This is a genomic window from Microbulbifer maximicatervae (SeqCode) (genome assembly GCF_052467385.1).
Window position 1 is genome coordinate 684,728 of the sequence record NZ_CP174311.1, and the last position, 26,627, is coordinate 711,354.

A 26,627-nucleotide genomic window follows, 5' to 3' on the forward strand; every position below is an offset into this window, starting at 1 on the left:
AAGTATATGTAATCAAGGTTTTTGAAAGACCTTTTGCCAGAGGTTAATCGCACAGCTATCTAGTTTCAGGGAGTTGTTCACGCAATATGCCCGAATAGCCAAATGAGAACCCTATAATGGGTAACGAAATCGATACCTCAAAGTGATATTGATTGTTAATGATTGATTTGCCCGCGGTGATCCTGGGTCTCAAGGCAGAGGGAATTGGGATATGAAGAATAGAAACTGACTGTGGGGCCCAAAACCAGTTTCCTTCCTCTATGGAAACGCCAAGTCGGATATTAATTATCCCTGTTTTTTCAATCCAATAACCAGCTTTTCCTCTTGTCCCTATAGGTACAAATTCTGAGGTCATCGAATGGCTATTTGAGAAAGTACGAGACCAGATTAATTTATGCTGTGTGTGCTGAATATTTACTGAAAAAGGAGATTCCTTTGTATTTTGTGGGACACCCAGCTTTCCAGCAATTCGTTTGCCTATAATTCCAGCTAGTCCAGAGCCGAACTGAACTTTAACCTCCCCGGAGAGCTTTGCCCCTGTTGTATGTAGGCGTTGTAGTAGCGGGTTTAGCTTGTTGAAGTCGGAGCCAAACCAACTGGTGACAGCATTTACCATGCTATTTTGATTGCATTGCTAGTTTCTCAATTAGCATTGGATCTTAGCTGTGTCGTTTCACGGTAGCGTGCTAATTCGTTCAGAAGCCACCTTTGGGATTCTTCTTTAGGCTTTTCGGCACACTTAATATGGTAGGGCTTGCCACTAAAGGTGCTCTTGGTTGCACTTAGCCTAATAAAATCCTCCGCGCTATCAATTTTGTTGGAGAAATACTTATATTTCTTCTCCATATGCTCCACTGCTTCCTGGCTGGTGTGCTCACTATCGTTGCGGATAAAGGTACACTCTGAAGCAGAGACAAACTCCATTAGGTGGTTTATTTCGTTGATAGGAGTATCTGCCTGAGCCAGGATGGAGGACATACTTAGCGAGATAATAGTAAGTAAAGTTGAGAGACTTTTAATCATTCTCCCATTACTTGGCTGTGGAGTATCAGGGGAGTTCATTAGCGGGCCAAGAACTGGCATAGGGTCAAGAGGGGCTCTATGCCAGAACTATATATCAAGGCCAGCAGCTCGGCGCTTTAAGCGTTCTTAGTGACTACCACTTTTGCAGCGCACTGTACGCTCTTGCTATCTTCCTCTCCAATAACTTCAGAAGATTCAGTCAAAATTTGTGAGACGGTAAGTTCAGAGGCAGAAATCACCTCCATCATTTCCTTCTTGCAGTTGGTGATGTTGATTGCATTAGAGGCAGTCGGGTCGTAGCTGATTTTGTGAGAAAAGTCTCTCTCTTCTTCACCATTACGGCTTCTCTTGATGCTTTGGAACGCCTCTTTACCCGCATCTACAGTGTCCCCGATAACGTTGCCGGGCTGAACCTCGAGTTTCATACAAGAAGTGGTAGCAAGGGCTAGTGTAATAATGCTCAAGAGATTCTTCATTTCTTTTTGGGCTCTGGAAATTGTAGTTTTCTTTAAAACAGTACAGTGTACTTGGTTAAGGTATTTTACATGAGGAATAACAACGAGTCCTACAAGTGGCCTTTATAACAATAAGAGTAAGTGGTTGCCTGCCTGTTTAATGGTCTTTTTGGTTGAAAAACAGTCTATCAATTGAATTATTGCCGCTGAAAATACCTCTCTGATTGAGGTTGATAGTTTTCAAAAGTGTTAACTGCAGGATATCAGCTACTTTTTCCATACGCTGGATTTTGAATAATAATACAGGTTAAGTTATATCGTGTTGATATATGGGCTAATATTTTGAACTATTTGTTTTTATTAGTATCTGATGATCTCTGAAATATAAATATACTAAAAATAAATGGCACTATTGTTATGTTTCGACTTTTATTCTTAGCTTTAGTAATTTCCGCTCTGTCTTGTTCTGTTCTTGCTGAGATGCCAGTTGTCAATGGAGTGAAAAATTGGCATTCGGTTAAATTTAAAAATGAGCTGTTACTAAATTTACACCTCTATTTATATGAATTAGCTAGAGATAAAGATTTACATAATGATTTAAAAGAGGGGCGAACTCTTTCTGTTGAGGAGCAAGAGATTTTTGACCTTGTAATTGGCGAGTATAGGAAATATGGCGCTGGCAAAAACATACATATCATCAGGTCTAATTCTGAGATTTCAGATTTAACTGCGCTCTTGTTATCACATCACGCCGTTAAGCAAGGTTCTGTGGAAAATATTCTATATACACATTTAAATAACCTCACAACTATTTATAAAGCCAAGTTGTGGCCGGTTCATGAAGCGAGAAATCTTAATTGGTACCAGAATTTGAAAAGTAAACTTGATGTTTATGGAGATAGGGTTTCTAGTAGCTTGGAAAAGCTATTTGATGAAAAGCTGGTTCTTGATGAGCATACGGTAAATATTGTTTACAAACCTGGAATGCGCCAGGGCGCTACCACTTCTGGGAGAAGTTTTCAAACGATTATTAATAGTACCTATTCAGAATATACTGACTGGTATGCGTTTGAGATGTTTTTCCATGAAATTTCTCATGCTAATGGAGTAGGTCGAAATAGTAAGTTGCAGCGAGTCATTAATAAAGAATTTAGTCGGTTGGGGCTGGACAATCATAAAGGAATTTGGCATCCGATACAGTTCTATACCGTTGGAGAAATAGTTAAGAAAGCGATATTCGAGGATGACTCTGAGTATGTACCTTATGCTGAAATACGTGGCCTGTATAGCGGGCATTGTGACTACAAAGTACTTCTTGATAAGTATTGGAAGCCTTACTTGGATGGAAAAGTTTCTATGGAGGTTGCGATAAGTAATATTGCGGTAGCTTTATCAAAGAAGGCTGCTTGATCTTATACTAATATAACTAATTAGTAATATTGATGCATTTGCGGTGCCTCAAGATACTTGTAAACTTGAGGCTTATTAAATTCTCAGGTTTCACCTTTTACCTAAGGATAGTTCGGTCTACTCATCATCCTGATGATATAAGCCTATTTTTTTCCAGGGTAATTAGTGTTTGCATAAGATAAAGGTATAGCTTTAAGGCTTAAAAATATTATCTCTTATGAGTAGTCTGGAAAAAGAACCCCAGAGAATAGAGTTCTCTGAGGTTACCTATTCCTAATCAATAAGCGCTTATGTCTTTTGAGTAGTGCTGATAGACTTTAGAAATATTTATAGAAATACCACTTACAGCTAGCAATTCATAATGAACGAGCCCAATCTACAACAGATCACGGCTGGTAGAGGGGGTAGTCCGTATATCCTACTTCGGTGCCGCCATACATAGTTTCCGGGTCAACCTGATTGAGTGGCCATTCATTGCGAATACGTGTGGGAAGATCCGGGTTGGCAATAAAAGGTCGGCCAAAGCCAAAGATATCTCCATTACCTGCGTCAAGTACACGCATAGCTTTTTCGGGGGAATACTTTCCTGCATACATGATACGTCCGCTAAAGATTTCACGTACTTCTCGATAGAAGTTCTCAGGCAAATCCGGTGCATTATCCCAATCCGCCTCAGCCAGTGACAGATAGGCAATTCCAGCTTCATTTAGCAGCTTAATAGCTTCGATATAGGTCTTATGGGGATCACTCTCTACCAGACCAAGGTAGACTCTGTCCTCATCGGTACTTTCGAAAAGCGGTGCAAATCGAACACCGAGCCGTTCGCCGCCAACTTCTTTTGATACCGCTGCAACAATTTCTTTAAGGAAACGCAGACGATTTTCTAAACTACCACCATACTCATCATCGCGATGATTGGTATGTTCTGAAATAAACTGGTTCACAAGGTAACCGTTGGCACAGTGTAGCTCAACACCATCAAAACCAGCTTCCATCGCATTGCGCGCGGCTTGGGCATAGAGTTGAACCAGTTCTTTAACTTCCTCTGTTGTCAGCGCACGAGGCTCACTGGGTTCAGCCAGGGCGCCTTGTCCTGGACCTGTCTCGATAAATACCTTAACTGCGTCTGCACGGATAGCAGATGGCGCAACGGGCGCTGCATCGCCAGGCTGTAGTGAAGTGTGGGATACACGCCCAACATGCCAGAGCTGGGCAAAGATGATACCGCCTTGATCGTGCACGGCTTTGGTCACTTTTTTCCAGCCTTCGATCTGTTCCTTTGAATAGATCCCGGGTGTCCAAGCGTAGCCCTGGCCTCTCGGTTCTATTTGCGTGCCCTCTGTCACCATAAACCCAGCACCAGCACGCTGTGAGTAATAGTTAGCCATCAAGTCATTGGCAATATTACCTGGCTGGCTACTGCGTGACCGGGTCAGCGGCGGCAGAACAATGCGGTTTTTCAGGGTGTAAGGGCCCAGGTTGATCTCACTGAATAGTGACTCGTTTTTCATAATGACCTTCCTGTTAAAAACTGACTGCAGCGAGTGTTTGAAAAGACACAGGTAAAAAGCAGCGGTGATAAGGGCAACTGAATAGCCCCAGCGAGTTTTGGCTGTGCCTTGTATGGTGGGAATACTAGAGGTGCAAGGATACAATTTGAAACAACTACTCTTTGTCTTGGTTACAATTATGAATGGTATAAGTCGGCTGGATCTGAAACAGCTCCGCATATTGGAAGCGCTGCTACAAGAGAGGAACCTATCGCGGGTGGCTGAGAAGATGGGGCTGACTCAGCAAGCGATCAGTGAACAGCTGCGGAAGTTAAGGGAAGTATTTGATGATCGGCTGTTTATTCGCCAAGGTAACGGCATGGTACCTACCCCGCTTACTGAGCAGCTGGAAAGCCGGATCAGCAGCATATTGAAGGAGGTAGAGTCTTTACTAACGCCTATCACCTTTGATCCGGCAACCCATAAAGGGGTTTTTAGTATCAGCGCGACGGATTATGCCATTCAATCGGTATTACCCCAGCTGCTAGAAGTCGTGCGTAAATCGGCACCGGAACTTAAGGTGATTGTCAGGGATTTTGAAACAGATAACCTGAATCAGCTAATGGTGGCTGGTGAGATCGACTTAGCGCTCACATTTCCTGATTTCATTCCGGATGATCTGCCATACAAACTGTTATTTGAGGAGCAACATGTCTGTATAGCGGGAAAAAAGTCTCCGCTGAAGGGTAAGTCATTAACATTGGCTGATGTAGCCGAGCTTCCGCAACTGATCATTTCACCATCACGGGCAAACCTCAAAGGATCACACGATGAATGGTTTGCGATGCAGGGGCTAAAACGCAATATTGTTATGTCGATACCCAGCTTTTCCGCCGCCCCAGATATTATTGCCGCGACAGACACCATTGCATTCTACCCTTCAAGATTACTGCCCAACAAAAAAGTTGTCCCCCTTAAGTTGGACACGCAAACACCAAAATTTGAAGTTATTGCAGCATGGCATAGCCGATCTAACCATAGCCAGCTTCATATGTGGATGGTTGAACAGCTGATGAGATTATTTAAGAGTGAAACCTTTTAATAAGTGGTGATATTCTGGAATCTTCGACTCCAGAAAAAGGTGTCGATTTCTCGGCCCAGTGAGCAGCCCTACGGGGTGGAGAGCTGCTCACTGTGATAGTAGACAAAGCCCTGACTCTCAGTTGGCTCCAGCAGGTCTTCTACAGCTATGCGTAGGACTAGCTACTCTCAAACAGAATTATCTGATTCCTTAAGCTCTGTCTGACTCTTTTGGGTCTTCTTTTTTTGGCCAATCAAGCTGCGGCGTTTGAACCAGAAAATTATTGCACCTAATGGGAATCCTGCGGTAAGAATTAGTGGAGCATGCTCACTTGCAGATACCGCTCCGCCACCAAAAAGCTGAAAGCTGAAGAGCTTTATATGGTAAGCCCCAGTAGTCCAGTTAAGCTTGATAGCTCCGACACTAAATAGAATGAATAGTATCCATAACCATTTTCGCTTCTGAACCGGTGTTCTAATGCAGGTAACCAGGGTTACAAGGATAAAAACTGGGAAAATGATAGCCATCGTTAGTACTAAATAATGACCAAGCGGTTTATTCGATAACGAGAAACGATTTAGTTCTTTTTGTGAGTCAGGTGTGTTGTAAACACTGAATCCGGCAATAGAAATTTTTCCTTCGGTGCGTATCATGTATGCACTGGCCAGAGCCCAACCATCTTCAAAGTGATATTCGAAGGTGAAGCTCCCCTCCCAATTATCATTGATAACCTTCACCTGTGAACCGATAAGTTCAGTGGAGAGTAGCTTGCCAGAGGGAAGATAACCGTGCATCTCCTCAAGTTTTTCTGGGGAAATAGTACCAGCAACTTCAGTATCTATAAGGCTCATTACATAGTCAAAATCTCTCTGCATAAACCGGTCCAGATAATTCTGGGCAAAATTTGCCTCTTTTTGAGGCGCCAGGCTATTTTCTGAAATGTCAGCGTTAGCTGCGGTGGTAAAAATTAGAGCTGTGAAAGCTAATAAGTTGAAAAGTAGTTTCAAATCTAAATCCAGTCTATTTTCTAGTATCTAGTGCATATTATTTTGTAAATAAAAGCAATGACTTTAAGGTTTTGTGTTGGGTTGTAATTGTACTGTCAGTGCCCTAATTTATCTATGTAGTAATGTTAGAAGCTTTATATCTGTATTTCAATGTGCTCAAAATTAATAAAAGTTAAGGTTAAGAAGGCCCATTAAATTTACTGAATTGAAACGATTCAATCGGTAATAAATCACTTGAGTATGCTAAAAGAGGCTGCTTTTATCTATATATCAAGAGCGTATAAGTAATAGAGCTATTCTCTTAAAAAAAGCTCAGCAACTTCTTTTTTAGCGGCAACAACATAGGTAATCATTAGGTTTTCCTGATTAATATCAGTTATATAATCGATATCTCTATGCACTGCTCTCAAAATAGAAAAGTTACCGGTGTCGAGGTCGTAGGACCATAACTGATCATCTCGATTGATTGAGTAAATCACATTCCCTTTGATTACAAACCTTTTCTCACTGCCTTGATGAACCAGCTCTTCGATTAGCTGATCTTCTGCAGGGCCGGGCTGCCAGAAGCGGTTCATGTGATCCATATAGATCAGCTGGCCATCTTCGCTTCGTTGGGCCCAGTTAACTTGGGTATCGTTGATAATGCTTACTTCAAGATTATCCAAGTTTACTTCCGCAAACTTTGTAACGCCTTTAACCGTTAAAGTTAACAGCGCGAGGTTACTCACACTATCCCACTGGAATAGTCGGTCAACTGGATGCGCTAGTGAGAAGTCTCCTCTGCTACCGCCCAGGGAGATTTTAGTAAGTATCTGATTGGCACTCGCTAGTATGCTTTGGCCGTCGGTAGACCAGCTAATGCCGTAGATATTGGTATCCATTGGAAACTGGCTGACTTGCCGTAAATCGCTGCCATCAGTTATCCACACCTGATCTTCACCAGAGCGCCTGGATGTAAATGCAATCAAGTTGCCATTGGGTTGGAAAATGCCATCATCTTCTCCCAAAATCGACCGTGTTGTGCTTGGGTAGAGTTCGCTGACATCTTCGTCCGAAGGTGTATCGATTGACTCAGGTTGGTTAAGCGGTATTGATGCAATGTCACTATCGTATCGGCCCTTAATCAGAAGTGCCCTCTGCCCATTTGGGTGGAATTCCGGCGAGCTGGCAGACTGATCCAGGGGTAAATCAAGCTTACTGACCTTTCCATCATAAGTGAGAGAGAAGAGTCGCCGCCCTGTGCTAAAGATTAACTCATCTGTAAGCGGTGAAAAGTTAGGGGATATGGTCCTGCGCTGGGGGATTTCATCCGGATAGTCTATCGGGTGGCTGGATAAAAGCGCCCCCTTGGAATCCAGTATATCTATATAAAGCTGGCCATCTTGATGATGGCTGGTTACGGCTATTAACCCTTCACTTATTGAGTAATCAAAATAGGCCAGGTTTCCATTCTCCAGGTCATAAAGAACCCGACTGGCATTATCCCTGACTGAATAGTTGATCAACCGCCAACGGTCAGTCTCTTTGTGCAAAATAGCGAGATCATTATTATTTAGCCATACCGGGTTCTTAATCGCGGAATTTCTACAGCGCATTAATACATTTGGCTGCTGTGGGCTGGCTAATGCCTTTTGAAAATCCAGGCTTACCAGGTTGTAACAAGTATTTTGGGTTAGCGGTATGGTGCAGTCTTCTTCAGAAATAAATACCAGTTTCTTGCCATCCGGTGATAGTGTATGGCGGCCATAAGTACCCCATTCTGGAGTTAATTCCGTCTCCTTCTGGGTATGTATATTCCTGGCCCAGATTTTATTAACGCAGAGCTTATCTAAGTAACGATTAAATATAATATATTCACCGTCAGGCGAATAAGAGGGGCTAAACTCTTTACGGTCAGTTGCAGTTACCGCCTGTAATCGATCAAATACAAGCTGAGAGCTTTGCTCGGGCGGAGAGTGTTTAAATATAACAAATACTAATAATACCAACCCGACAAGTGCAAAGATTGGAAATCGATTTGGTTTGATCGTCTGGGTTTGGTGGTTTGGATTAACCGGTGTTATATCTATTTCATGCTCAGGGGGAGTAGGGGAGGGAGCTTCCTCTTCCGGTGCTGTCTTACCCTGTGGAATAGAATCACCATCTTGCCAAAAAATATCGCATTCCAGGCTATAACCCTGTTTCGCATGGGTCCTAATATAAGACTGCTGCTTCCGATCTTCCCCAAAGGCTTTTCTAAGTTGCGCAATACTTCTTTGCAGCGTATTGGGTGTGACTATTGTATCCGGCCAGACCTCAGACAGTAGCTCATCCTGGCTCACGACTTTTCGCTGATGTCTTGCTAAGTGGGTTAAGACAGCAAGGGCTTTAGGGGGGACAGTTTGCGAGTGCTCATGTCGGGTGATCTGGTTTCTGGATAAATCAACAAAGAAGTCACCCACCCAATATTGTGAAGCCATTGATGTATCTACCTGAACAAAATATGAGCTAAATTTTGGCAATGGATACTAGCATAAACCCTGATTACAGCTAAAGCAGACTTTGTAAGCTTTTGATAAATAAGCACTTTATAGTAACAGAACAAAGTCATTCAAAAGTCAGGAGCACTTCAGGTGTTTCATAGGCTCCTTGTTTAGATTGAACGCTTCTTCGATCACATGTAACGGTATAAATACTGATATGAAAAAGCGTTTACTAGTCGCCTTTCTCCTGTTGCTACCTATCGCTGCCCTTGAAGCAGGTGAGCATAAAGCCCTGGAGTTATCCACAATCCAAGTGATACCCATTCAGGACTCCGGCAATAACAGGGAATACGAGCTGTATATCAAGCTGCCTGAGAAATATGAGGAGAGTGACACCAAAAAGCATCCGGTCATTTATTATACAGATGCTTTGTGGGCGGTTGAAATACTATCGGCCACCACAGAGTATGCACTGGAAGATGCAATTTTGGTGGGCATTGGCTGGCGGAAAGGTATGCCAGCTGATGAAAATGAATGGTCGAGTCGATATCGGGACTTTAAACCAGCACTACCCTTAGATGATAAAGCTAACGATAAAGAATCCTTTAAAGGAGAGGCCCATCAGCATCTCGCCTTTATCAGAAATGACGTTATAAAGTATATCGAAAGCAATTACCGCGCGAATCCAGATAATCGGACATATTTCGGTTACTCATTTGGTGGTCTCTTTGGAGTCTATGCCTTAATAAGTCAACCGGATACTTTTCAGAACTACATTATCGGTAGTCCATCAAGATTGATAGGCACTTATATGGATTCTCGTCTTGAATTAGAGCCTAACAAACCATTGATAGAACTACCAAAACAAACCAATGTATTTATTGCCTACGGCGCTTTAGAAAAGGAGCTGGGTGCGACGGTAGAAAGGTTTGTTAGTGAGTTAAAGAGCCAAAAGCTGGCTAACTTATCCATAGAGCCGGTGGTTATTGAATCGGCTAATCACACAACGGCGTTTCCAAAGACTTCAGTGCGCAGTATTTATTGGCTTGCGGATAAAGTGAAACACTAATCAATAGTATATCGATCCATATTAATAAACCGTTAAAAATTAAATATAGGATATAAAATGCTTATCAAGAAGCTAATCACAATCGGGCTAACGTACGGGATATTTACTACTGTAAGCGCAGGAGACCTACAGGCACCAGAAGTCAATATGGCCGACTATAGTAGCGACCTCACAGGCCTGGAGAGATCAATACCCAAGCTTAAAAAAGCATTTATTGATACAGCCCCAGCGGATAGAAAAGACGGTATTCCTGTTGGTGAAATCGATACCATCAAAGAGAGCTTGGAAAAACTGGCACGGGAAATAGCAGACAACCAACATACACCCTACGATAGCCTACTAATTGCTCAAAACAACAAACTGGTTTTTGAATCCTACTACTCCCTTGGTCGTGTTAATTTTCCGCACCCACAAGCCTCTGCCAGCAAGGCCTATACAGCCCTGGCGATTGGGCGGGCGATACAGTTGGGCTATTTAACCATGGAAGACTTAGACAAGCCTGTCACTTCCCTCCTGAAAGGGCTGGATAGGACAAAGCTTGTTAAAGGCGCAGACCTTGTGACATTGAACCATGCCATGAGTATGCAATCTGGAATTCGTATTGATGAAGAAAAACGGGATGCCTTACTGGAAAATCCAGAGCATTTGACAGGAAAAAAGCTGGCCCAAATCTATTTAAGCCATAGCAAACCGATAACCTCAGAATCGCAAACCTACTTATACCAAGGCTCAGACCCAATGATTGCAATGTTGGTACTGGACGCCGTTGTCCCCGGTTCCGCAAGCGACTTTATTAAAGAAGAGCTACTGGAGAAGATGGGAATCGACAACTACCACTGGAAGGAAGCCGTCAGCGGCGTGCCCCAGGCAGGGTCAAGGGCCATGATGACATCTCGCAGTATGGTTAAGTGGGGCACCTTGGTACTTAATAAGGGAAAATGGAACGGCCACCAGTTAATACCAGAGGCGTATATTGCTAAGGCTACTGATAAAGTGGCTGTTCCCACAGATGATGAGTTTGACTATACCAATTTTGCATACGGCTACTTCTTTTGGCGAACGCCTCTGAAGGTTGGCAACAAAAAATATATCGCGAAGTTTGGCTGGGGCGGTGGTGGCCAGTATGTGATCTCCATTGAAGATCTTGATTTGGTGATTGCGATCACCGGCCACAGAGATGATGACAAAACCCTGGACTTGATAGAACAACGTATTTTACCGGCTTTTGTATCTTCTGCATTAAGTGGTACAACTGGCTAAATTGTTACATTAATTGACCTTGCCTAGGCACTGTTAAAGGTTTCTGTCCAGCATTTAGAGTCTTTTGAATAAGGAAGCGCTAAATGCTGGACAGAATTTTCGATTATACAAGGGCTGCGGTAGTTATAGTTTTTGGAGTAGTAGGGCCAAAGCAAGATTGTTAGGGCTCACTCTACTGGGAAAATTTGCTTTTTATCCCCATTGTCTTGCCTCTGTTGTCTTTTGATTCTCCTATAAATCTCTTCGCGGTGAACCGCCAAGGTCTTGGGGGCGATTATGCCTACCCGTACCTGATTACCTTTAACTTCCAGTATTGTGATTGAGACGTTTTCCCCAATCCTGAGGTTCTCGCCTGTACGGCGGTTTAAAATCAACATATTGGTTTCCTAATGAGACGCAAAGCATTGGCAAACCTCCCGTAACGGGAAGGCCAAGAAAGTAAGAACGGTTGCAGGTATTAGGAGGGGCGCGAGAACGGTAGGCGTAAAAGAAGAAAAGGCGGGCGCTAGATTCCCAGAGCTTGGGGAATCGCCTCAGGTTACTGAATTTGCAACCTTTTATTGAAGACGAGTGGGTTTCTAGCGTACCATTCATGGAGCCACTTTGATAATTAGCCTATCAATTTGGTTAGCTGGCCCCGGGTGTTGCCGCACCTTGGGTCAGCGCCTTTTACTGTCTCTTACGTCACGCTACCGTTCTCCTTTGGGAATGGGGCTTTTAGAAAATTCTCGGTGTTCTTGTTTTATCTTGGGCTACTGGCTTGTAGAAGCCGGTTTGATCACTGCCCAGAATCTTGATAAATATCTTTCGATTCTACGCAGCTTTGACGCTGAAGAAAACTTAATAAAATCCAATAAGATTATTTGGGCGCCTATATTTTATTGGTTGTCTGGTTCTATATCTCACAGGTGATTGGTATATTGGTCTGTAGATTTTTTTCTAGTTGATGTAATTTGTATTTTTAACTTGCTAGAATTTCTTGCGTCTTTGATGAGGTGGGACGGTTTTATCAAAAGAGCTGAAAGGTGGATGATGAAAAGTGGAATTTTAATGTTGCTGCTAGCCTCTTTTTCTATGATTGCGCAGGCAGGAATTCCTGACGTATTAAAAGCGGATAAAGCAGATTTTATGTATTCTCTACCGGAAACATTTGGTGATACGAAAGTGTCTTTCCATGTGTCCAGCAACCAGCTTGCAGGTTTGACTGTTGCTTACAAGGACCATAATGTGCGTGCCCAAAAAGAGTTACTTAAGGGTATATCTTCGCCTTCATGGGACTCTCTTACTGTGGCTTATGAAGATGTAGACGGTGATGAGGTTATTCAACACTTTTCCTTCTGTTTTTATGAAGAGTCAAAGTTAGGCACTGGTAAGCAGCCGAGATTTATTGTCTATTATGTCTATGAAGAAAAAATAGATAGAAGAGTTATTGATGATTTTAGTTCACTGATGGCAGGAAACTGTTGGCCAGTTTTATTGAGTCGCCGAGAATAATAGCGCTAGAGAAACGGATAGATGAAATGCCGGTAATAGCTGGCATTGGACTCGATGGTGAAAAAAACTTTAAGTGCTGTTAATCCTATTGGATTCTTCAATCCATTGTTGGTTAAAGCCTACTTTTTTGGTATAGCCGATGAAAATATTCATTAGCTTTTCCATGCAGGCCTCAATATCGACATCAATATCTGGTTGACCGTCGTTTTGATAATCTTCAGCTGCCTGATCTGCCATTTGCCAGAAAAACTGAGTCAGTAGTTTAGTTTCTTCAGTTGAAGTGATATCTCTCTTGCCCAGTAGAATGTCTTCGGCCAGTTGGTTTTTTAGCTTGTGGGAGTAGTGAATTGCTATATCTTTGATGTTGAGTTCATGTTCGTTAAATTTCATCACTGTGTGTAAGCCTCAATATATATTCTACTTTTTAAAGAGTTTTCGAGGTGTAGAGGAAGTTGAGAATTTTCGCCAGGCATTATGTCAGAAGGCTTAGGTAGGGTGCTGCTAGTATTTTCAGGGACCATAAAAGTTTTAAAAGCAGCTTTTCATTATTATATGGTTCTGAAGTTGAAGTTCAGGCATTATCAATTTCATCATCCCACTGCTGCTCATAACCTTTTTCGAAAAGGTATCCGCCAAAGCTGTTGTACAGCTTTTCTAGCCAGTATTCAGAGCTGGCCTCGCAAGGTAGCTCTGGCTCTTGAGCGGATTTATCAACCATGGCCCAGAAGAACTTACTGAGATGAGTGGCTTCTTCTGAAGTGGTTACATATCCACGTTCTAAAATATCCATTGCCACTGTATCTTGCAGTAATTCAGCAAAAAACAGGGCAACGGTTTTCTCTTCTGGATAGCGATATTCGATCACGGTACTAGCCCGCCTGTCTTAATCCACCGGCCAGTAAATACGCACCAGAGGCATTAGTGCCCTGCCTTCCAAATCGAAGCTTTCATAGTGGCTGACGATAAGATCGGCCAGATCATCGAGATCCACCAGGGTGAGGGGGAAGGTGGAGCGGTCGGCTTCGTAGCGGGCTTCGCGGGTGAAGCCGCCGGTGCTGACGAATAGGCCGGAATCCCCTTCCCGCAGGGCGCCGATAAAGCCGCGTATGGCGGGGGCACCTATGGAGCCATCGCGATGTTTCACTTCGGCTTTAATGCGCGGCTGGGTAAGGCCCAGGCCGTCCGGAGAGGCGATCACATCCACACCGCGATCCGGGCCCTTGGGGGATACCTTGGCCTTAAAGCCCATCGCGCGCAGTATCGCAGCAACCAGCTCTTCCATTTCCTCGGGCAACAGTGCGGCGATCTTGTCTTTGATTAGTTCGTGGCTCTGGGCTACGGTTTCGTCTTTGAGCTGTGCGCTATCAGTTTCTGCGGCTTCGTCTTCCTGCGGCGTTATCGTACGGCCTTCAAATATGGTTAAGAAGGCCTCTATGGTTTCCTGGCTTAGGGAGAAGAGGGTGAGGGTGGAGCCGAGGGAGTTCTTAGCTTTCTGGGGCAGCTGGTCACGGCTGACTTTGCCGAGCCATTCCACCTCACGAAGGTTGGCGTAGTCCCCGATAATATCAGGCTGATAGAGGTATTCCCCTTTATCGACGCCCAGTAGGTAATTTCGGGTCTCCGGGTTGTAGCTCACAATATAATCGCCAGCGGCAATCTGATCGCGAAACTTCAGGATCATGGCTAGGGCGTTGGCTGTGGCCGAGGGCTTGTCATTGCCGTAAATCTTGATGTATTCGTCCCGCAAGCGCTCGGTGCTTGAATACTGGCTAAGGTCTCCCAGCTGCGACCAACCCACTGCGGCAAAGCCTTTCTCGAAGTCTTCACTGTAAATACCACCGCGCCCGGCGCGGATCATCCAGCTATTGGGCATTATCTACTTCCTTGTTTTGGAAGATCTGATTGATAAACTCCGACACCATTTCGAAGGTGGTTAGCACATCTTTATATAGGCAATTGGAGCCATGAGCGTATTCATTGCGTACTCGATTAATGGTATTCACAAGAATATCAATGTAATCATGATTCGGGTCAGGCTTTAACTTTTCTATATTTATATCTGCTAGGGAGATCTGATCTTGGCCCGTACGCCCCAGCTTTGAGATTGCCCAGTCTGCCTGTGCAGTTTTAGCCTGATTATATGATTTCATGGTAGCTTGTCGCTGCCAAGCGCTAAAATCTTGGTTGCGGATTAACTGTTTATCTCGGCAGTATTCTATTAAGCCTTTAAGGCCGTTAGAGATACTTAATTTTTTTCCCTCTCTTTCCCAGTATTTCTGTTTGCGAATTTTACAATAATTTCTAAAGTCAGAGTCAGATACACGCTGCTTGATTGCAAGTTCAAGCACTGTTAGTGCTTTAAATTCTGCGATGTTATAAAAGTTATATTCGAACCAGGCATAGAGGTATAGGTTTCTAGCTGTTTCATATTGATCCGTTACTTTTTGGGGCACGTAAGTATCGAGACTATAAGGTTGTATGTCTGCGTAATGATTTTCTAGAGTGCAATCGTGTTGCTCGCTAGTTTTCGGGTTTATGCGAGTAAAGAATGTGTTTCTAATATCAACTATGGTGAGTTCGTTAATACTTTTCACTAATTATTATCTTTAATTCCAAATTAAATCAGGGTTCAAAAATCAAGTCTTCAATCCATATTCTATCTCTAAATCCACGCAAATAGCATTTTGCCGCTGAGCTATATGGTGCGCTTGGAGATATTTTTGAGCGAATTTCACCTTTTACGAGGTTTAGATCAAGTCCATTATCTCCTCTGATAACCCATTTTTTAATTTCATTATATATTTCTTCTCGTCCACTGTTGAAAGTTGGGTAATCAAGGTTTAATCGAAGCTTGCTGACTTCCACTCTCATTTTAGATGTCTCTTCATTTTGACAATGGACTGCTAGTGTGGGCCTGCCGTCTGGTAAAAACTGAACTAATTTAGTATCGGATTCAACGCACGGGTCTAGTAAAACAGGTTCTTCGCTGCTGATGCCATCTATGTCACTCGCGCGAGGGCTACCAGGTAAGAGTTCAAAATGATTTCCTTTTCCTCCAGTTTTCCCTGTCTCTGGGTTCTTTTTAAGTGAGTTTGCTATCCTACAGCTCAACCTATAGTTTTTAAGTTCGAAGGCTAGAAACCAGTACCAATAGATTAGAGTGTCCCCATTAAATACTGCGGACTTAGGACGAAAGTGATCAATATCATATAGTGATCCGTCATTTTTTGATTCTGTATACCAGCACTTTCTGTGTGAGGCACTTTCTAAGTAATCTTTAATTTTCCCCCAGTGGGCGCCGCCTGAATCTATAATAGCCTTCCTTTCTTCGGCATTTTTTGTTGTTAGGCTGTTATTTAGATTGTGTAATTTTTCTATTTCATTATCTGGAATTGATGCTATAACATCTTCTATATTTATATACTTCATGCCTGCATATTACTACCGTATTTTTTTTCTAGGAATTTTATGTAGTCACTATCTCTTTCTGAAATTCCTAGCCCTAGAATTTCTAGTTCTTCATTGATTGATTTTAGTTGGGTTCTTTCAGAATCAGTTAGTCGAGTAGTCTTAAAGGATAGTTCAAGCCTGCGATCCATAAGCTTTTGAGTGTCAATGTCAAGGCTTGATGGTAAGCCAAAAAATTCGCTGGTTAATATATTTGCGATGCCTTGTCCCTTGGGGTCTCTAAGTGGCTGAGCGAAAGAAATTCCGCCACTTCCATTTTTATGGGAAATAATCACTTGCTCTTTTGATAATCCAGAAATCAGAATTGGATCATGAGTTGCAAGTAGAATAGAAGATGATTCTGACTGGTTTCCTGTTAATGCTTGGCGTAATAAGGGGCAATATTTCCAGGTCCACTCAGGGTTTAAGTGCGTGTCGGGTTCATCTAGCAGGAGGATGCTTTCATTCTGATCGGTCAGCGTTGCCCCACCTATAACAGCTAGAATTTGTTTTTCACCTTCACTTAAAAAGTCAAAAGAAAATTGGTTTCCCTGAGACTCAATTTCGAATGAGACTTTTTTTAATATTTTATTTGCGCTTAGTGCCAGAATTATACTGTAGAGGTTGGTTTCTCTACGTGTTAAGTGTGATCCGAGCGAATATAGATCCTCTGCTTCAATATAGTAGGTTCTGCTAGTTGTTATCTCGCCATCATTAATTGGTTTACGTGTATCGTTGCTTTCTCTAGAGTATCTATCCAGGGCCAGTAGAAAATCTCTAATAGCGCCAGAAGATGACCAGCAAGTCGGGTCGTGGACTTCTGGGTCGTAGTCTTTTGGAGGTGTTAATATAAATTTAATAGTGTCTCTGCTAGCAAGTGAAATCTCGGGTAGTATTTGGTTTTTTTGGTGGCATAGGAGGGCTAGAAAAATCCACTCTGCATGGATGATGGTTGTGAATACAAACTGTCTGTTTAGGTCATGATCCTGCTGTCTTAGTTTGGCTGAATAGCTTTTTTCATATCTATTAAGCTGCTTTTCTAGACGTTTGCAAGATCCAGAGTAGTATGAAAAAACTAATGATGGAAAAGGTGCATCAAGAGACCTTCTGATCTTCGATTTAAATTTATTTTGGCTCCATTTTATATTATCTACAAATATCTCAACCCCTGTGTTGTTATTGTTTTTGATGAATACTTGTTGGTTGTTGGCTAAATATTCTATTTGATAATCAAACTCTTGATTATCCCCATAGTAAAGTCCCATAAATATATGGGTTAGTGCTTCGATGATATTTGATTTTCCTGTGCCATTATTGCCTATCAATGCGATAGGTAATTGGTTTTTGGAAAACTGTAGCTCTGCGTTTGAAAGGTTTTTGTAGTTGTTGACCCAAAGCTTTATTAGCTTCATATCAGAGTGCTCTTTCTATGACTGAATCAGAAAGTTGGAGTTTGGAGGATTGTGCGTTGTCCAAGTAAATTTTGAGCTTATGACAAAGCTTGATAAGGTCATTTACTTGGCTAATTATTCTCCGTTGTTCCTCAAGAGGGGGTATGCAAACTATTGTTTCCCATATTTTATCTGAAGCAAGTTTACAAGTTCCATGTGAAGAATGATCGACTTGACTCAATATGTATGGCTTTAGAGCTTTCATCGTCAGCAGAAGGAAGTTTTCATCAATATGCGTAAAAACTAAAGCCTTAATATCCTGATTAATGACTAGTGGGGTTTTGGTAATGGCAACAGGAAATGAGTGAGATAATATCATTCCGCGTACGACCATTAATAAGCTTCCAATAGGAATTTCTTTTGCGGTTGTTTCTTTTAATGCTAATTCAGAAACTGAATCTTGAGCTTTATATATATAGTCAAGCTTCATATCTTTAGGAGATACCCATGGGATGCTACCATTCCAGTATTCTTTGTTTGACTTCGATGGAGTACCACCACCTAGATCATATCCAAGGTTTCCTAATCTGCATAAACTCCAGCCCGTTGGTAGCTCAAATTGCTGATCCTTATCGCTAATCCCCGGCAAAGGCTTTTGCTTCTTAATCTTTTTTTCTTTAACCAGCTGTTCCTTCTCTGCTGCAATCCGCTCTAGCAACGCACTCGCCGGTTCGTCGTTAGGATCTTGGGGTACCAGTTTGCCCATAACGGCCAGTTGCAGGATGGTTTGCTTGAGTTGTTCTACGGCGTAGTCGGTGGTGATTAGGCTGTCGAAGTGTTCGCTTAGGCGGGCCCAGTTTTGCTTGAGTTCTTCGGCGTCTTGGGCGCTGGTTAGGGTTGCCAGCAGGGTATCCACCAGCTGTTGATGGGCGTCCAGACTGGCTTCGGTTTGCTGTTCCAGTTGGTCGCAGAGGGCCATTAGTTCGTCGACTTTAACCACGATCCGATTTTGCTCAGAGAGTGGAGGAAAGCCGAGTATTGCGTTATTTAAAGTGCCTTTTGTGACATGTTTCAGACCGACAGCACCCTGAGCCATGTCAATAAAATGATTCATGCAACCATTTACTGCAAGTTTCATGTATTGCAAATTGGTTTCATTGGAATGAAAAATACAATTATTTATGTGTTGATTTAGAGCTGCTTCATCGCCTTCCCAGATGAATGCGCCAAATGATGTGCCTGGAGTGCCAGACCAGCTAATTAAAAATGAGCCATTTTTAATTCTATGTTGAGGTGCAAGTTCGCCATTAAAATAATTGAATTCGGCTTGTTTATTATTCAAGTTTTGAATTCTAACGATTGGCAGTCCTGATGAATCCCATTCCGATGATTTAAAGGCTCTACCATTATACATTTCTACGAGTTCACCGAGTTTAACCCACTGCCAGCCTTGGGGTAGAAAGAAGGGTTCCTCCTCTTTGTTCATTTCTGGTAAGGGGTTTTGTTTCTTGATCGTTTTGCTTTTTATTAGTTTCGATTTCTCAGTAGCAATCCGCTCCAATAGCACACTAGCCGGCTCATCATTTGGATCTTGCAGCACCAACTTACCGCGTACGGCTAGCTCCAGAATCAGCTCGCGCAGTTTCTTAATACCGTACAGCTCTCTTTTGCTGTTGCTGCCTCGGCCCTGGGTTTTCTTGGCTTTAACGGCTGAGGTCCAGAGTTCCAGATTCTCAGTAATTAATTGTTCCGCACTCATTGCTGTTAACCCTCGCTCTTGCCGGTAAGGGCTTCGGATAAGATGCCTTTCAGTTGATCGCGCAACTTCTGGATCTCTGCCTGCTGCTTGCTGTACTGGGCCAGTAGGGCATCGGGGTCGTGGCTGATTGCCTCTTCCTGATGCGGGTTTTTAATATCCAGGTTGTAATTGCGCTCGATAATCTCATCGATACTCACCTGCCAGGCGCGCTCGTTGGACTGGCGGTTTTTGCGCTTGAGCTTGGTTTTCTGTCGTTTGCCTTCGCCCCACCAGTCGGCACACTCATCGAAATGAGCCAGCTGCATGGGTTTGGTTTTATTAAAGGCTTTTACCCCTTCGGGCAGGGGTACTTCGTAATACCAAATATCTTTGGTGGGTGTGCCTTTCTCAAAAAACAGGATATTGGTCTTGATACTGGTGTAGGGGGCAAATACCGATTTGGGCAGGCGCACAATGGTGTGCAGGTTGCACTCTTCCAGCAGCATTTTTTTGATTTTGGTTTTTACGCCCTCGCCAAACAGGGTACCGTCTGGCAATACTACGGCGGCACGGCCCTTGTTTTTCAATACCTCGACAATCAGCTGCAAAAACAGGTCGGCGGTTTCACGGGTCTGCATTTCGGCGGGAAAGTTTTTCTCGATACCATCTTCCTCGGTACCGCCGAAGGGTGGGTTGGAGACCACCACATCGATATCTTCCTCCCAGCTGGACAGGGGCTTGCTGAGGGTATTGCCGTGCTTGATTTGCACCGGCACTTCTATGCCGTGCAGCAACATATTAGTGGTACACAGCAGGTGCGGTAGCTGCTTTTTCTCTACGCCCCGGATTTGCTCTTGCAGGGCCAGCTGGTCTTCGGCGGTTTTTACGTAGTTGCTTTCTACGTGGTCGACGGAGCAGGCGAGGAAGCCGCCGGTGCCACAGGCGGGGTCGAAAATGGTTTCCCCCAGTTGTGGGTCGATCATCTGCACAATAAAGCGGGTCACGGCGCGGGGGGTGTAGAACTCTCCGGCGTTGCCGGCGCTCTGCAAGTCTTTCAGGATCTGCTCGTAGATATCGCCAAACAGGTGGCGTTCGCTGGAGTCGGTAAAGTCGATTTCGTTGAGCTTGTTGATCACTTGGCGCAGCAGGGTGCCGTTCTTCATATAGTTGAAGGCGTCATTGAACGCCTCCTTGACGACAAAGCCCCGGGGGTTACTGCTGATCGGCGCCGATAGGCCCTTGAGCTTGGGGAATAACTGTTCGTTGACGAACTCCAGCAGTTCATCGCCGGTAATCCCCTGGCTGTCGGCAGCCCAGCTGCGCCACAGGTATTTTTTGGGGATAGGGGCCCGGTAGTCTTCCTCCTGTTCAAACTCTAGTTGCACTTCCTGGGCATCAAAGATTTTCAGGAACAGCAGCCAGGACATCTGCCCGAGGCGCTGGGCGTCACCATCGACGCCGGCGTCTTTGCGCATGATATCTTGGATGGATTTGATGACAGAACTGACGGACATAGTACTTCTCAATCGTAAAAGGCTGCGCTCGTTGGCTGAGCGCAGCTGGGGTATTTGGGTGTTTGCTGGTCGGCCTTAGTGGCTAGGCGCTGAGGTCGTCGTCGCAGTAGAGCTGGTCTTCCAGCTCATGCAGCGCCTGGTGGTATTCGCTTTTGCCGCCGAACTCTTTTTGGACAATGGTCATAGGATTACCCAGGGGTTTAATCTGCGGCACCTTGAGTTCGGCAAAGCCCGATTGTTCCAGCTGTTTGATACCGGCATCGGCATATTGCTCGATCAACATATCGAGCACTTTTTGCGCAACGTCTGAGTATTTACTGAAGTAGTTGCGCTTCTTGACGTTCTCGGCCCGTTCGCGCCGGGTCAGTGGCGGCTGATCGTATACGATGTGGCAGATAAGGTCGAACGGGTCCATATCCCGGCCTACTTCTTCCTCCAGTACTTCCCAGATCACGCCCTCTGTGGCGAGTTGGTCAATCACGGCTTGTTTGCGCTCGCTGTCTTTCCACTTGCGGGTGAAGTCGTCCAGGGAGGCAAAGCATTTGCTGACGGCTTTGCGGGTGTAGTCCTTAAAGGACTCGGTAACCAGTTTGCCGTCGGTATCGTAGTACTGCACGCGCTCGGCGATCTTTTTTACCGCGACACCGTTGACCCGGTATTTGATAAAGGGCTCGTCTTCCTCCTGCAAATTCGGGTATTGGATGGAGCTAGTGGAGACACCGCCGATGGTTGTGTTTTCTTCGCACTCCGTATTGGATTCGTCCGCTTGTGGCTGGTCTTCGATTTGGTTGAGTTCGTTATCGAAGGTGGGGTTGTCTTGGTCGATAATCTCCGCTGGGTTAGCGGCTAAGACCTTTTCCGGGATGCCGTCGAAGCGCTCGTCCGCAAATAGTTCGGTGGCTTTCTTGAAATCGAGGATGGTAAACCAGAGCTTGTTGAATTTTTCATCGATACGGGTGCCGCGCCCGATAATCTGTTTGAACTTGGTCATGGACTGGATGTTTTGATCCAGCACCACCAGCTTGCAGGTTTTGGCATTGATGCCGGTGGTCAACAGTTCGGAGGTGGTGGCGATTACCGGGTAGGGTTTTTTGGCATTGGTAAAGTTATCCAGCTGTTCTTTACCGATTTTGTCGTCACCGGTGATTTTCATCACGTACTTATCATTCTTGGCGACCTGATCTTTGTTCAGGTTCACCAGGGCACGGCGCATGCGCTCGGCGTGGTCTATGTCGTTGCAGAAGACAATGGTCTTGGCCATGGGGTCGGTGCGCTTTAAATAGGCGGTGATCGTCTCTGCCACCAGTTGAGTGCGCTCGTCGATCACCATCACACGGTCGAAGTCTTTTTGGTTGTAGATGCGGTCTTTAATCACTTCGCCATTCTGGTCCAGCTGGCCTTTGGTGGGGCGCCAGCCTTGCAGGTCTACATCCAGGTCTACCCGCACCACTTTGTAAGGGGCGAGGAAGCCGTCTTCAATGCCCTCTTTGAGGGAGTAGCTGTAAATGGGAGCGTTGAAGTAATCGATATTCGAAACTTCGTCAGTTTCTTTGGGTGTGGCGGTTAAGCCGATTTGTGTGGAGGAGCTGAAGTATTCGAGAATCTCGCGCCAAGCGCTGTCCTCGGCGGCGCTGCCACGGTGGCATTCGTCGATCACGATTAGATCGAAGAAGTCGGGGTCTACCTGCTTATAGGCTTTCTGGTGCTCCTCTGGCCCGGTGAGGGCTTGGTAGAGGGCCAGGTGGATCTCATAGGCTGGATCGACAGTGCGCTTGCTGACTTTGGTCATGGCCGTGTCGAACGGCTGGAAGTCATCGTTATAGGTTTGATCCACTAGAGCATTGCGATCGGCCAGAAATAAGATGCGTTTTTTCTTCTTCGCCTTCCACAGCCGCCAGATAATCTGAAATGCGGTATAGGTTTTGCCGGTGCCGGTGGCCATCACCAGCAGTATGCGATCTTGCCCAGCTGCAATAGCTTCTACGGTTTTGTTGATGGCCTGCAACTGGTAGTAGCGCGGCGTTTTGCCGCTGCCATCATCGTAGTAATCCTGGGTGATAACCGGCAGTTGCTCATCGGTATAGCCCTTCCAGTCACGGTATTTCTGCCATAGGGTCTCGGGGCGGGGGAAGTCTTGCAGGGGGATTTGCCGCTCAAGTGGGCCGCCATTGTCTAGCGCGGTCTTATCATGAAACACAAAGCCATCGCCATTACTGGCAAATACAAAGGGCACATCCAGTAATTTGGCGTAGTCGAGGGCCTGTTGCATGCCTTTGCCGACTTCGTGCTTATTGGCTTTGGCCTCAATTACGGCCAGCGGTATACCGGGTTTGAGGTAGAGGACGATATCGGCGGATTTAACGGTTTTACGCGCACCGACTTGCCCGCGCACAATCACCTTGCCATCTCGCAGCTTGACCTCTTGGCGCAGCTGGTTGTGCCGGTCCCAGCCGGCTTGCTCAATGGCGGGGAGGATACATTTAGTGATGATATCCGCTTCAGAAAACTGCTTCTTGTCCATGTGATGCAGGCCTACAGCTGGGCCATGGGGGCCCATTACGATTTTTGAATGATTATTACGACTAAATCTATCACAGGATGGGCTTTAGGGGGATGTGGTGGGGGAGTTAGTTTGGGGGATGGTTGTTTAGCAGAATCATTTACACCCTCCAGCCGGGTTTGTCCTACTCATTTGAGACGATATTCATAGCCTTTACCCGATACCATACAGGACCCCTCTTCGTACACTCTGACAGGTGCAGTGGCCTCTAATGAGATTTGAGCACTGCGAGGAAGAGGCATTGGCTATCTTTCAGCGGACCGGCTACTTATATAGCATTTGATTCGGTATCAATATGGGTGGCGCTTTAATCTACTACTTTTGTGAGTGTTCAGAATTTTTGGGATGAAAGCTTATGATGGTAGCAATAGTAGTCAGCTCAACTCTAAGCCGATTTGTAAAGCTACCATTTAAATTCTTGAATAATTAGTATGGGCACTACTTAAGCCTGTTCACTCACTCTACGCCATACGTCATAGAAGCCTACTGATCGCATATAACCTGATATTTCATATTCGAGATCAGGTAACATTTCAAGATTGCTTGTGCTGCCCATTACTTCTATTTCGTTTTCCTGATCATCATGAATAGAATCAACAACCTGCCAAATAAAGAGAGAAAACTCTTCTGCTTTACCAGCGCTACTTACCCCTTCTTCTAGAATTTTAATTATTGAATCATCTTTGTATGATTTTGCATAGTGAAGTAGCAAGTCTTCAATATGAGGATATCTTTTAAATTCAATCATAAATAAGCGCCCCCTTCTTTAATAACTGATAGGCGGTCTGAAATCCATTTAAGGTTGAAGACTAAATCTTCAATCCTAATTCTCTTAGTAACTGTTAGGAAATAATGTCCATCCCGTTCTTTATCTTTTTCAAATTTCATATGCTTTGGGAGGTCTGCTTCAGAAAGTACCCAGAAAATGTCTACCGGTTTTTTCTTTCTCGAGGCCATCTTATGAGAAAACTGTAAATTTTCCCATGTTCCAGAAAAGGAAAGCCCCATTTGGTCGTCTGCTAATACCCATTTTTCATCGGCTGAGAATTTATAGTCACAAATTCTTACACCCATAACCGTTCTATACCTACCCTCAGATCTTTCAGGATATATTATGGGGTCACTCCCACGGGGTGTCGGGCGTATTCTTACAGATTCTACTGATTCAATAATATCCTTCAAATCTGTTAAACATTTGTACTGCTTAACCTCGTTAATCATATTTATTCCAATAATACTTGATGTTTAAACAGTTGTCATTCAGGGCGCTATTATTGTTACTCTGCCTAATGATGTAAACTCGTAAGTTATTCACTATTTCCTCGTTGAAACTATTTAGGTGCAAGAAAATAGAGTCATAGTGCCAACTTTAAATCCAATCAGCTGATAGCTATCGTGGCTTAGTGGCAAATATCGCGGATATCTTAGGCCTAGATTCCCACAATGACCGACACACTTGGCGATAGCTAAGGGCGCCAGCTGGATAAGTACCGAGTGCAGCTGCAATTATCCAAATGTCTTTGGATTTGATGCTAGTAAGGACTAAATTTTTTACTGAATAGTTCTGCCAAGTTTTCTTCAATGCCCTTTAGGTTCTCTGCATCGTTGAGTAAATCAGCCAGTCTGTCTTCATCAATTGAATTTTTATCAAGGGTTTCAATGTGATTTAGGTAGTGACGTATAGAGTCGAGAATTAGGGTTATGTCGGAATAGGGGAGTTTTAGGTTTAGGGTTCCCATAATTGTTTTCGTTTGTTGTTATTTATTTAGGGGTGTTGCTTTATAGCTCTTGGGATTTCCAAATCATCTACGATACCTTCTTTCAGGTTGTCTGGTTCATCAGGGCTGTTCTGGGTTGATTCGTTGTGACGCTTTTCTATATCAGGCAATAGCTCATCCAGTCGTTTTTCAGCATCCTTAAGCGCTTTTGTTATCCGGTCGTTCATAAATTTACCTTAATTTAAAAGCACAGTAATCCTGCAAGGAAGGTTTGTGCGTAGTACTGATATATTGGTACCTCTGTACTTCGTAGTGGGTGCGATTTTTCTTGAGGTGGGCCTTATGTTCTGATTTCGTCAGCTCCTAATATAGTGGCATGTACTTGTGCTATTTTACGGCCTATAAAAATATTGCATGAAATTCTCGAATGCTGGGTTCCGAACTCTATCGATAGCTTTAAATGTTGTACTCAAATCTAACAGAACACCTCTAGTGATATCTTGGTCAGCTTTGGAGAATCAACTTCAGATTTTTCAGACCTCTAAAAAGTACCCTTTTTATTGTTATATATCTAGGGTATTACCCCCTTTACCAGCAAAACTAATTGATAATTCTAAAATTTGTTATTATTAAAATCATAAAATGCTTGAAAAAGCTCTTCCTTTGTATTCATTACGAAAGGGCCGCCCCTAACTACCGGCTCATTTAGAGGTTTCCCCGCAACCAGTATGAAGCGGCTACCTTTACCACCGGCTTCGATTAAAACTTGGCTTCCTTTTGTTAAAGTGCCTAGTTGACGCTCAACCAACTTTGACTTCTTTGATCCCGTATTTAGAGAACCTTCAATTACATAAATAAATGCATTATGTGTTTCTTCAAGATTCTGTACAAATTTATGGTCTTGCGCCAAGGTTACATCAATATAGGTGGGGTAAACGTATCTATTTTCCACAACACCTTCTGTGCCTAAATTAGTTGTCCCAGCAATGACTTTGATGTTTTGGCCTTTTGTAGTTGCTTCAGACGAAATTTGACTTTCTTCAAACTCCTGGTAGTCAGGATCAATCATTTTCTTATCTTTAGGCAAATTAACCCACAGTTGAAGGCCCCTTAACAATCCATCTTTTTGCTCAGGCATTTCCGAATGTATGACACCTTTACCTGCAGTCATCCATTGCACGCCATTTGGCTCTATAACACCTTCATTTCCCATATTGTCTTTATGTCTAATTTTTCCATTTATCATGTAAGTTACAGTTTCAAAACCTCTATGCGGATGGTTGGGAAAGCCTCCAATATATTCATTGGGGTTGTCGCTTTCAAATGAATCCAATAGAAGAAAGGGGTCCAGCATTTCCAGGTTTTGTGTCCCAATCAAGCGAGTTAGCTTTACTCCGGCTCCATCAGAACCCTGTTCACCAGATGTTGAGAACTTTAATTCTCTAATACCGTTTGACATAGTAAATTCCTTGAATTAATCGGCTTCGTTGTTGATGGGTAGGATCAAA

General features: G+C 43.9%; 26 protein-coding genes. 5 read left to right on the forward strand and 21 right to left on the reverse strand.

The genetic code is table 11. The features are described from left to right. Window positions 1-55: 55 nt before the first annotated feature. The 3 genes from ACJJIR_RS02965 to ACJJIR_RS02975 all read right to left on the reverse strand — a co-directional run bounded on the left by ACJJIR_RS02965 (window position 56) and on the right by ACJJIR_RS02975 (window position 1,487). Complete coding sequence (locus ACJJIR_RS02965; RefSeq protein ID WP_444907279.1) at window positions 56-616, reverse strand: DUF4166 domain-containing protein; 561 nt, start codon at window positions 614-616, stop codon at window positions 56-58. Window positions 617-642: 26 nt separating this feature from the next. Beyond that, the gene (locus ACJJIR_RS02970) at window positions 643-1,023 is read right to left on the reverse strand and encodes a DUF5329 family protein (protein ID WP_444907280.1); all 381 of its coding nucleotides are present in this window, start codon (window positions 1,021-1,023) and stop codon (window positions 643-645) included. Between the two features lie 116 nt (window positions 1,024-1,139). Then, the gene (locus tag ACJJIR_RS02975) at window positions 1,140-1,487 is read right to left on the reverse strand and encodes a hypothetical protein (protein ID WP_444907281.1); all 348 of its coding nucleotides are present in this window, start codon (window positions 1,485-1,487) and stop codon (window positions 1,140-1,142) included. A gap of 408 nt (window positions 1,488-1,895) precedes the next feature. Between ACJJIR_RS02975 and ACJJIR_RS02980 the strand changes: the two genes are divergently transcribed. Continuing rightward, window positions 1,896-2,888, forward strand: coding sequence for a hypothetical protein (locus tag ACJJIR_RS02980; protein ID WP_444907282.1), 993 nt, complete (start codon window positions 1,896-1,898; stop codon window positions 2,886-2,888). A 386-nt stretch (window positions 2,889-3,274) separates the two neighbouring features. Here ACJJIR_RS02980 and ACJJIR_RS02985 read toward each other — a convergent pair whose 3' ends face one another. After that, window positions 3,275-4,399, reverse strand: coding sequence for an alkene reductase (locus tag ACJJIR_RS02985; protein ID WP_444907283.1), 1,125 nt, complete (start codon window positions 4,397-4,399; stop codon window positions 3,275-3,277). 178 nt (window positions 4,400-4,577) lie between these two features. Here ACJJIR_RS02985 and ACJJIR_RS02990 point away from each other — a divergent pair, with 178 nt between their 5' ends. Then, the gene (locus ACJJIR_RS02990) at window positions 4,578-5,480 is read left to right on the forward strand and encodes a LysR family transcriptional regulator (protein WP_444908399.1); all 903 of its coding nucleotides are present in this window, start codon (window positions 4,578-4,580) and stop codon (window positions 5,478-5,480) included. A 167-nt stretch (window positions 5,481-5,647) separates the two neighbouring features. On the opposite strand, the gene ACJJIR_RS02995 is transcribed toward ACJJIR_RS02990, so the two are convergent. Together ACJJIR_RS02995 and ACJJIR_RS03000 are read right to left on the reverse strand one after the other, a co-directional pair. Beyond that, window positions 5,648-6,466, reverse strand: coding sequence for a hypothetical protein (locus tag ACJJIR_RS02995; protein ID WP_444907284.1), 819 nt, complete (start codon window positions 6,464-6,466; stop codon window positions 5,648-5,650). 293 nt (window positions 6,467-6,759) lie between these two features. Then, a complete protein-coding gene (locus ACJJIR_RS03000) occupies window positions 6,760-8,925 on the reverse strand; it encodes a winged helix-turn-helix domain-containing protein (protein ID WP_444907285.1) in 2,166 nt (721 codons plus the stop codon). 220 nt (window positions 8,926-9,145) lie between these two features. Between ACJJIR_RS03000 and ACJJIR_RS03005 the strand changes: the two genes are divergently transcribed. Together ACJJIR_RS03005 and ACJJIR_RS03010 are read left to right on the forward strand one after the other, a co-directional pair. After that, window positions 9,146-9,997, forward strand: coding sequence for an alpha/beta hydrolase (locus ACJJIR_RS03005; RefSeq protein ID WP_444907286.1), 852 nt, complete (start codon window positions 9,146-9,148; stop codon window positions 9,995-9,997). 57 nt (window positions 9,998-10,054) lie between these two features. Continuing rightward, a complete protein-coding gene (locus tag ACJJIR_RS03010; RefSeq protein WP_444907287.1) occupies window positions 10,055-11,257 on the forward strand; it encodes a serine hydrolase domain-containing protein in 1,203 nt (400 codons plus the stop codon). A 167-nt stretch (window positions 11,258-11,424) separates the two neighbouring features. Here the strand turns inward: ACJJIR_RS03010 and csrA are convergent, their stop codons facing one another. Beyond that, a complete protein-coding gene (gene csrA / locus ACJJIR_RS03015; protein ID WP_282931298.1) occupies window positions 11,425-11,634 on the reverse strand; it encodes a carbon storage regulator CsrA in 210 nt (69 codons plus the stop codon). A 652-nt stretch (window positions 11,635-12,286) separates the two neighbouring features. On the opposite strand from csrA, the gene ACJJIR_RS03020 reads away from it, so the two are divergent. Beyond that, the gene (locus tag ACJJIR_RS03020) at window positions 12,287-12,751 is read left to right on the forward strand and encodes a hypothetical protein (RefSeq protein WP_444907288.1); all 465 of its coding nucleotides are present in this window, start codon (window positions 12,287-12,289) and stop codon (window positions 12,749-12,751) included. 69 nt (window positions 12,752-12,820) lie between these two features. On the opposite strand, the gene ACJJIR_RS03025 is transcribed toward ACJJIR_RS03020, so the two are convergent. The 14 genes from ACJJIR_RS03025 to ACJJIR_RS03090 form a co-directional block, all read right to left on the reverse strand. Then, the gene (locus ACJJIR_RS03025) at window positions 12,821-13,141 is read right to left on the reverse strand and encodes a hypothetical protein (protein ID WP_444907289.1); all 321 of its coding nucleotides are present in this window, start codon (window positions 13,139-13,141) and stop codon (window positions 12,821-12,823) included. A 181-nt stretch (window positions 13,142-13,322) separates the two neighbouring features. Next, window positions 13,323-13,616 carry a hypothetical protein gene (locus ACJJIR_RS03030; RefSeq protein ID WP_444907290.1) on the reverse strand — a complete coding sequence of 98 codons (294 nt, stop codon included), beginning with the start codon at window positions 13,614-13,616 and terminating at the stop codon, window positions 13,323-13,325. Window positions 13,617-13,634: 18 nt separating this feature from the next. Then, complete coding sequence (locus ACJJIR_RS03035; RefSeq protein ID WP_444907291.1) at window positions 13,635-14,624, reverse strand: restriction endonuclease; 990 nt, start codon at window positions 14,622-14,624, stop codon at window positions 13,635-13,637. Further along, a complete protein-coding gene (locus tag ACJJIR_RS03040; protein ID WP_444907292.1) occupies window positions 14,614-15,345 on the reverse strand; it encodes a hypothetical protein in 732 nt (243 codons plus the stop codon). The genes ACJJIR_RS03035 and ACJJIR_RS03040 overlap by 11 nt, the downstream gene beginning before the upstream one ends. Before the next feature lie 28 nt (window positions 15,346-15,373). Continuing rightward, window positions 15,374-16,180: an HNH endonuclease family protein gene (locus ACJJIR_RS03045; RefSeq protein ID WP_444907293.1), complete on the reverse strand. Its 807-nt coding sequence runs from the start codon at window positions 16,178-16,180 to the stop codon at window positions 15,374-15,376. Further along, entirely contained in the window at window positions 16,177-17,610 is a 1,434-nt protein-coding gene (locus ACJJIR_RS03050) for an AAA family ATPase (protein WP_444907294.1), read from the reverse strand. The genes ACJJIR_RS03045 and ACJJIR_RS03050 overlap by 4 nt, the downstream gene beginning before the upstream one ends. A gap of 1 nt (window position 17,611) precedes the next feature. Beyond that, window positions 17,612-19,348, reverse strand: a complete 1,737-nt coding sequence (locus tag ACJJIR_RS03055; RefSeq protein WP_444907295.1) for a restriction endonuclease subunit S — start codon at window positions 19,346-19,348, stop codon at window positions 17,612-17,614. Between the two features lie 5 nt (window positions 19,349-19,353). Continuing rightward, on the reverse strand, window positions 19,354-20,841 hold the full coding sequence (locus ACJJIR_RS03060) for an N-6 DNA methylase (protein WP_444907296.1): 1,488 nt from the start codon (window positions 20,839-20,841) through the stop codon (window positions 19,354-19,356). A gap of 82 nt (window positions 20,842-20,923) precedes the next feature. Further along, a complete protein-coding gene (hsdR, locus tag ACJJIR_RS03065) occupies window positions 20,924-23,362 on the reverse strand; it encodes an EcoAI/FtnUII family type I restriction enzme subunit R (protein ID WP_444907297.1) in 2,439 nt (812 codons plus the stop codon). Between the two features lie 481 nt (window positions 23,363-23,843). Continuing rightward, window positions 23,844-24,149: a hypothetical protein gene (locus ACJJIR_RS03070; RefSeq protein ID WP_444907298.1), complete on the reverse strand. Its 306-nt coding sequence runs from the start codon at window positions 24,147-24,149 to the stop codon at window positions 23,844-23,846. Further along, on the reverse strand, window positions 24,146-24,622 hold the full coding sequence (locus tag ACJJIR_RS03075; RefSeq protein ID WP_444907299.1) for a hypothetical protein: 477 nt from the start codon (window positions 24,620-24,622) through the stop codon (window positions 24,146-24,148). The genes ACJJIR_RS03070 and ACJJIR_RS03075 overlap by 4 nt, the downstream gene beginning before the upstream one ends. A gap of 311 nt (window positions 24,623-24,933) precedes the next feature. After that, entirely contained in the window at window positions 24,934-25,140 is a 207-nt protein-coding gene (locus ACJJIR_RS03080) for a hypothetical protein (protein WP_444907300.1), read from the reverse strand. Between the two features lie 26 nt (window positions 25,141-25,166). Then, the gene (locus tag ACJJIR_RS03085; protein WP_444907301.1) at window positions 25,167-25,346 is read right to left on the reverse strand and encodes a hypothetical protein; all 180 of its coding nucleotides are present in this window, start codon (window positions 25,344-25,346) and stop codon (window positions 25,167-25,169) included. Window positions 25,347-25,732: 386 nt separating this feature from the next. Beyond that, complete coding sequence (locus ACJJIR_RS03090; RefSeq protein WP_444907302.1) at window positions 25,733-26,578, reverse strand: pirin family protein; 846 nt, start codon at window positions 26,576-26,578, stop codon at window positions 25,733-25,735. Window positions 26,579-26,627 lie beyond the last annotated feature (49 nt).

Coding starts and splice junctions, on each gene's coding strand:
- ACJJIR_RS03035 (WP_444907291.1), bottom strand. CDS start 14,624: ATGCCCAATAGCTGGATGATCCGCGCCGGGCGCGGTGGTATTTACAGT.
- ACJJIR_RS02990 (WP_444908399.1), top strand. CDS start 4,578: ATGAATGGTATAAGTCGGCTGGATCTGAAACAGCTCCGCATATTGGAA.
- ACJJIR_RS03010 (WP_444907287.1), top strand. CDS start 10,055: ATGCTTATCAAGAAGCTAATCACAATCGGGCTAACGTACGGGATATTT.
- hsdR (WP_444907297.1), bottom strand. CDS start 23,362: ATGGACAAGAAGCAGTTTTCTGAAGCGGATATCATCACTAAATGTATC.
- ACJJIR_RS03060 (WP_444907296.1), bottom strand. CDS start 20,841: ATGTCCGTCAGTTCTGTCATCAAATCCATCCAAGATATCATGCGCAAA.
- ACJJIR_RS03000 (WP_444907285.1), bottom strand. CDS start 8,925: ATGGCTTCACAATATTGGGTGGGTGACTTCTTTGTTGATTTATCCAGA.
- ACJJIR_RS02965 (WP_444907279.1), bottom strand. CDS start 616: ATGGTAAATGCTGTCACCAGTTGGTTTGGCTCCGACTTCAACAAGCTA.
- ACJJIR_RS02970 (WP_444907280.1), bottom strand. CDS start 1,023: ATGATTAAAAGTCTCTCAACTTTACTTACTATTATCTCGCTAAGTATG.
- ACJJIR_RS02985 (WP_444907283.1), bottom strand. CDS start 4,399: ATGAAAAACGAGTCACTATTCAGTGAGATCAACCTGGGCCCTTACACC.
- ACJJIR_RS02980 (WP_444907282.1), top strand. CDS start 1,896: ATGTTTCGACTTTTATTCTTAGCTTTAGTAATTTCCGCTCTGTCTTGT.
- ACJJIR_RS03085 (WP_444907301.1), bottom strand. CDS start 25,346: ATGAACGACCGGATAACAAAAGCGCTTAAGGATGCTGAAAAACGACTG.
- ACJJIR_RS03090 (WP_444907302.1), bottom strand. CDS start 26,578: ATGTCAAACGGTATTAGAGAATTAAAGTTCTCAACATCTGGTGAACAG.
- ACJJIR_RS03070 (WP_444907298.1), bottom strand. CDS start 24,149: ATGATTGAATTTAAAAGATATCCTCATATTGAAGACTTGCTACTTCAC.
- ACJJIR_RS03075 (WP_444907299.1), bottom strand. CDS start 24,622: ATGATTAACGAGGTTAAGCAGTACAAATGTTTAACAGATTTGAAGGAT.
- ACJJIR_RS03025 (WP_444907289.1), bottom strand. CDS start 13,141: ATGAAATTTAACGAACATGAACTCAACATCAAAGATATAGCAATTCAC.
- ACJJIR_RS03045 (WP_444907293.1), bottom strand. CDS start 16,180: ATGAAGTATATAAATATAGAAGATGTTATAGCATCAATTCCAGATAAT.
- ACJJIR_RS03020 (WP_444907288.1), top strand. CDS start 12,287: ATGATGAAAAGTGGAATTTTAATGTTGCTGCTAGCCTCTTTTTCTATG.
- ACJJIR_RS03005 (WP_444907286.1), top strand. CDS start 9,146: ATGAAAAAGCGTTTACTAGTCGCCTTTCTCCTGTTGCTACCTATCGCT.
- ACJJIR_RS03055 (WP_444907295.1), bottom strand. CDS start 19,348: ATGAGTGCGGAACAATTAATTACTGAGAATCTGGAACTCTGGACCTCA.
- csrA (WP_282931298.1), bottom strand. CDS start 11,634: ATGTTGATTTTAAACCGCCGTACAGGCGAGAACCTCAGGATTGGGGAA.
- ACJJIR_RS03080 (WP_444907300.1), bottom strand. CDS start 25,140: ATGGGAACCCTAAACCTAAAACTCCCCTATTCCGACATAACCCTAATT.
- ACJJIR_RS03050 (WP_444907294.1), bottom strand. CDS start 17,610: ATGAAGCTAATAAAGCTTTGGGTCAACAACTACAAAAACCTTTCAAAC.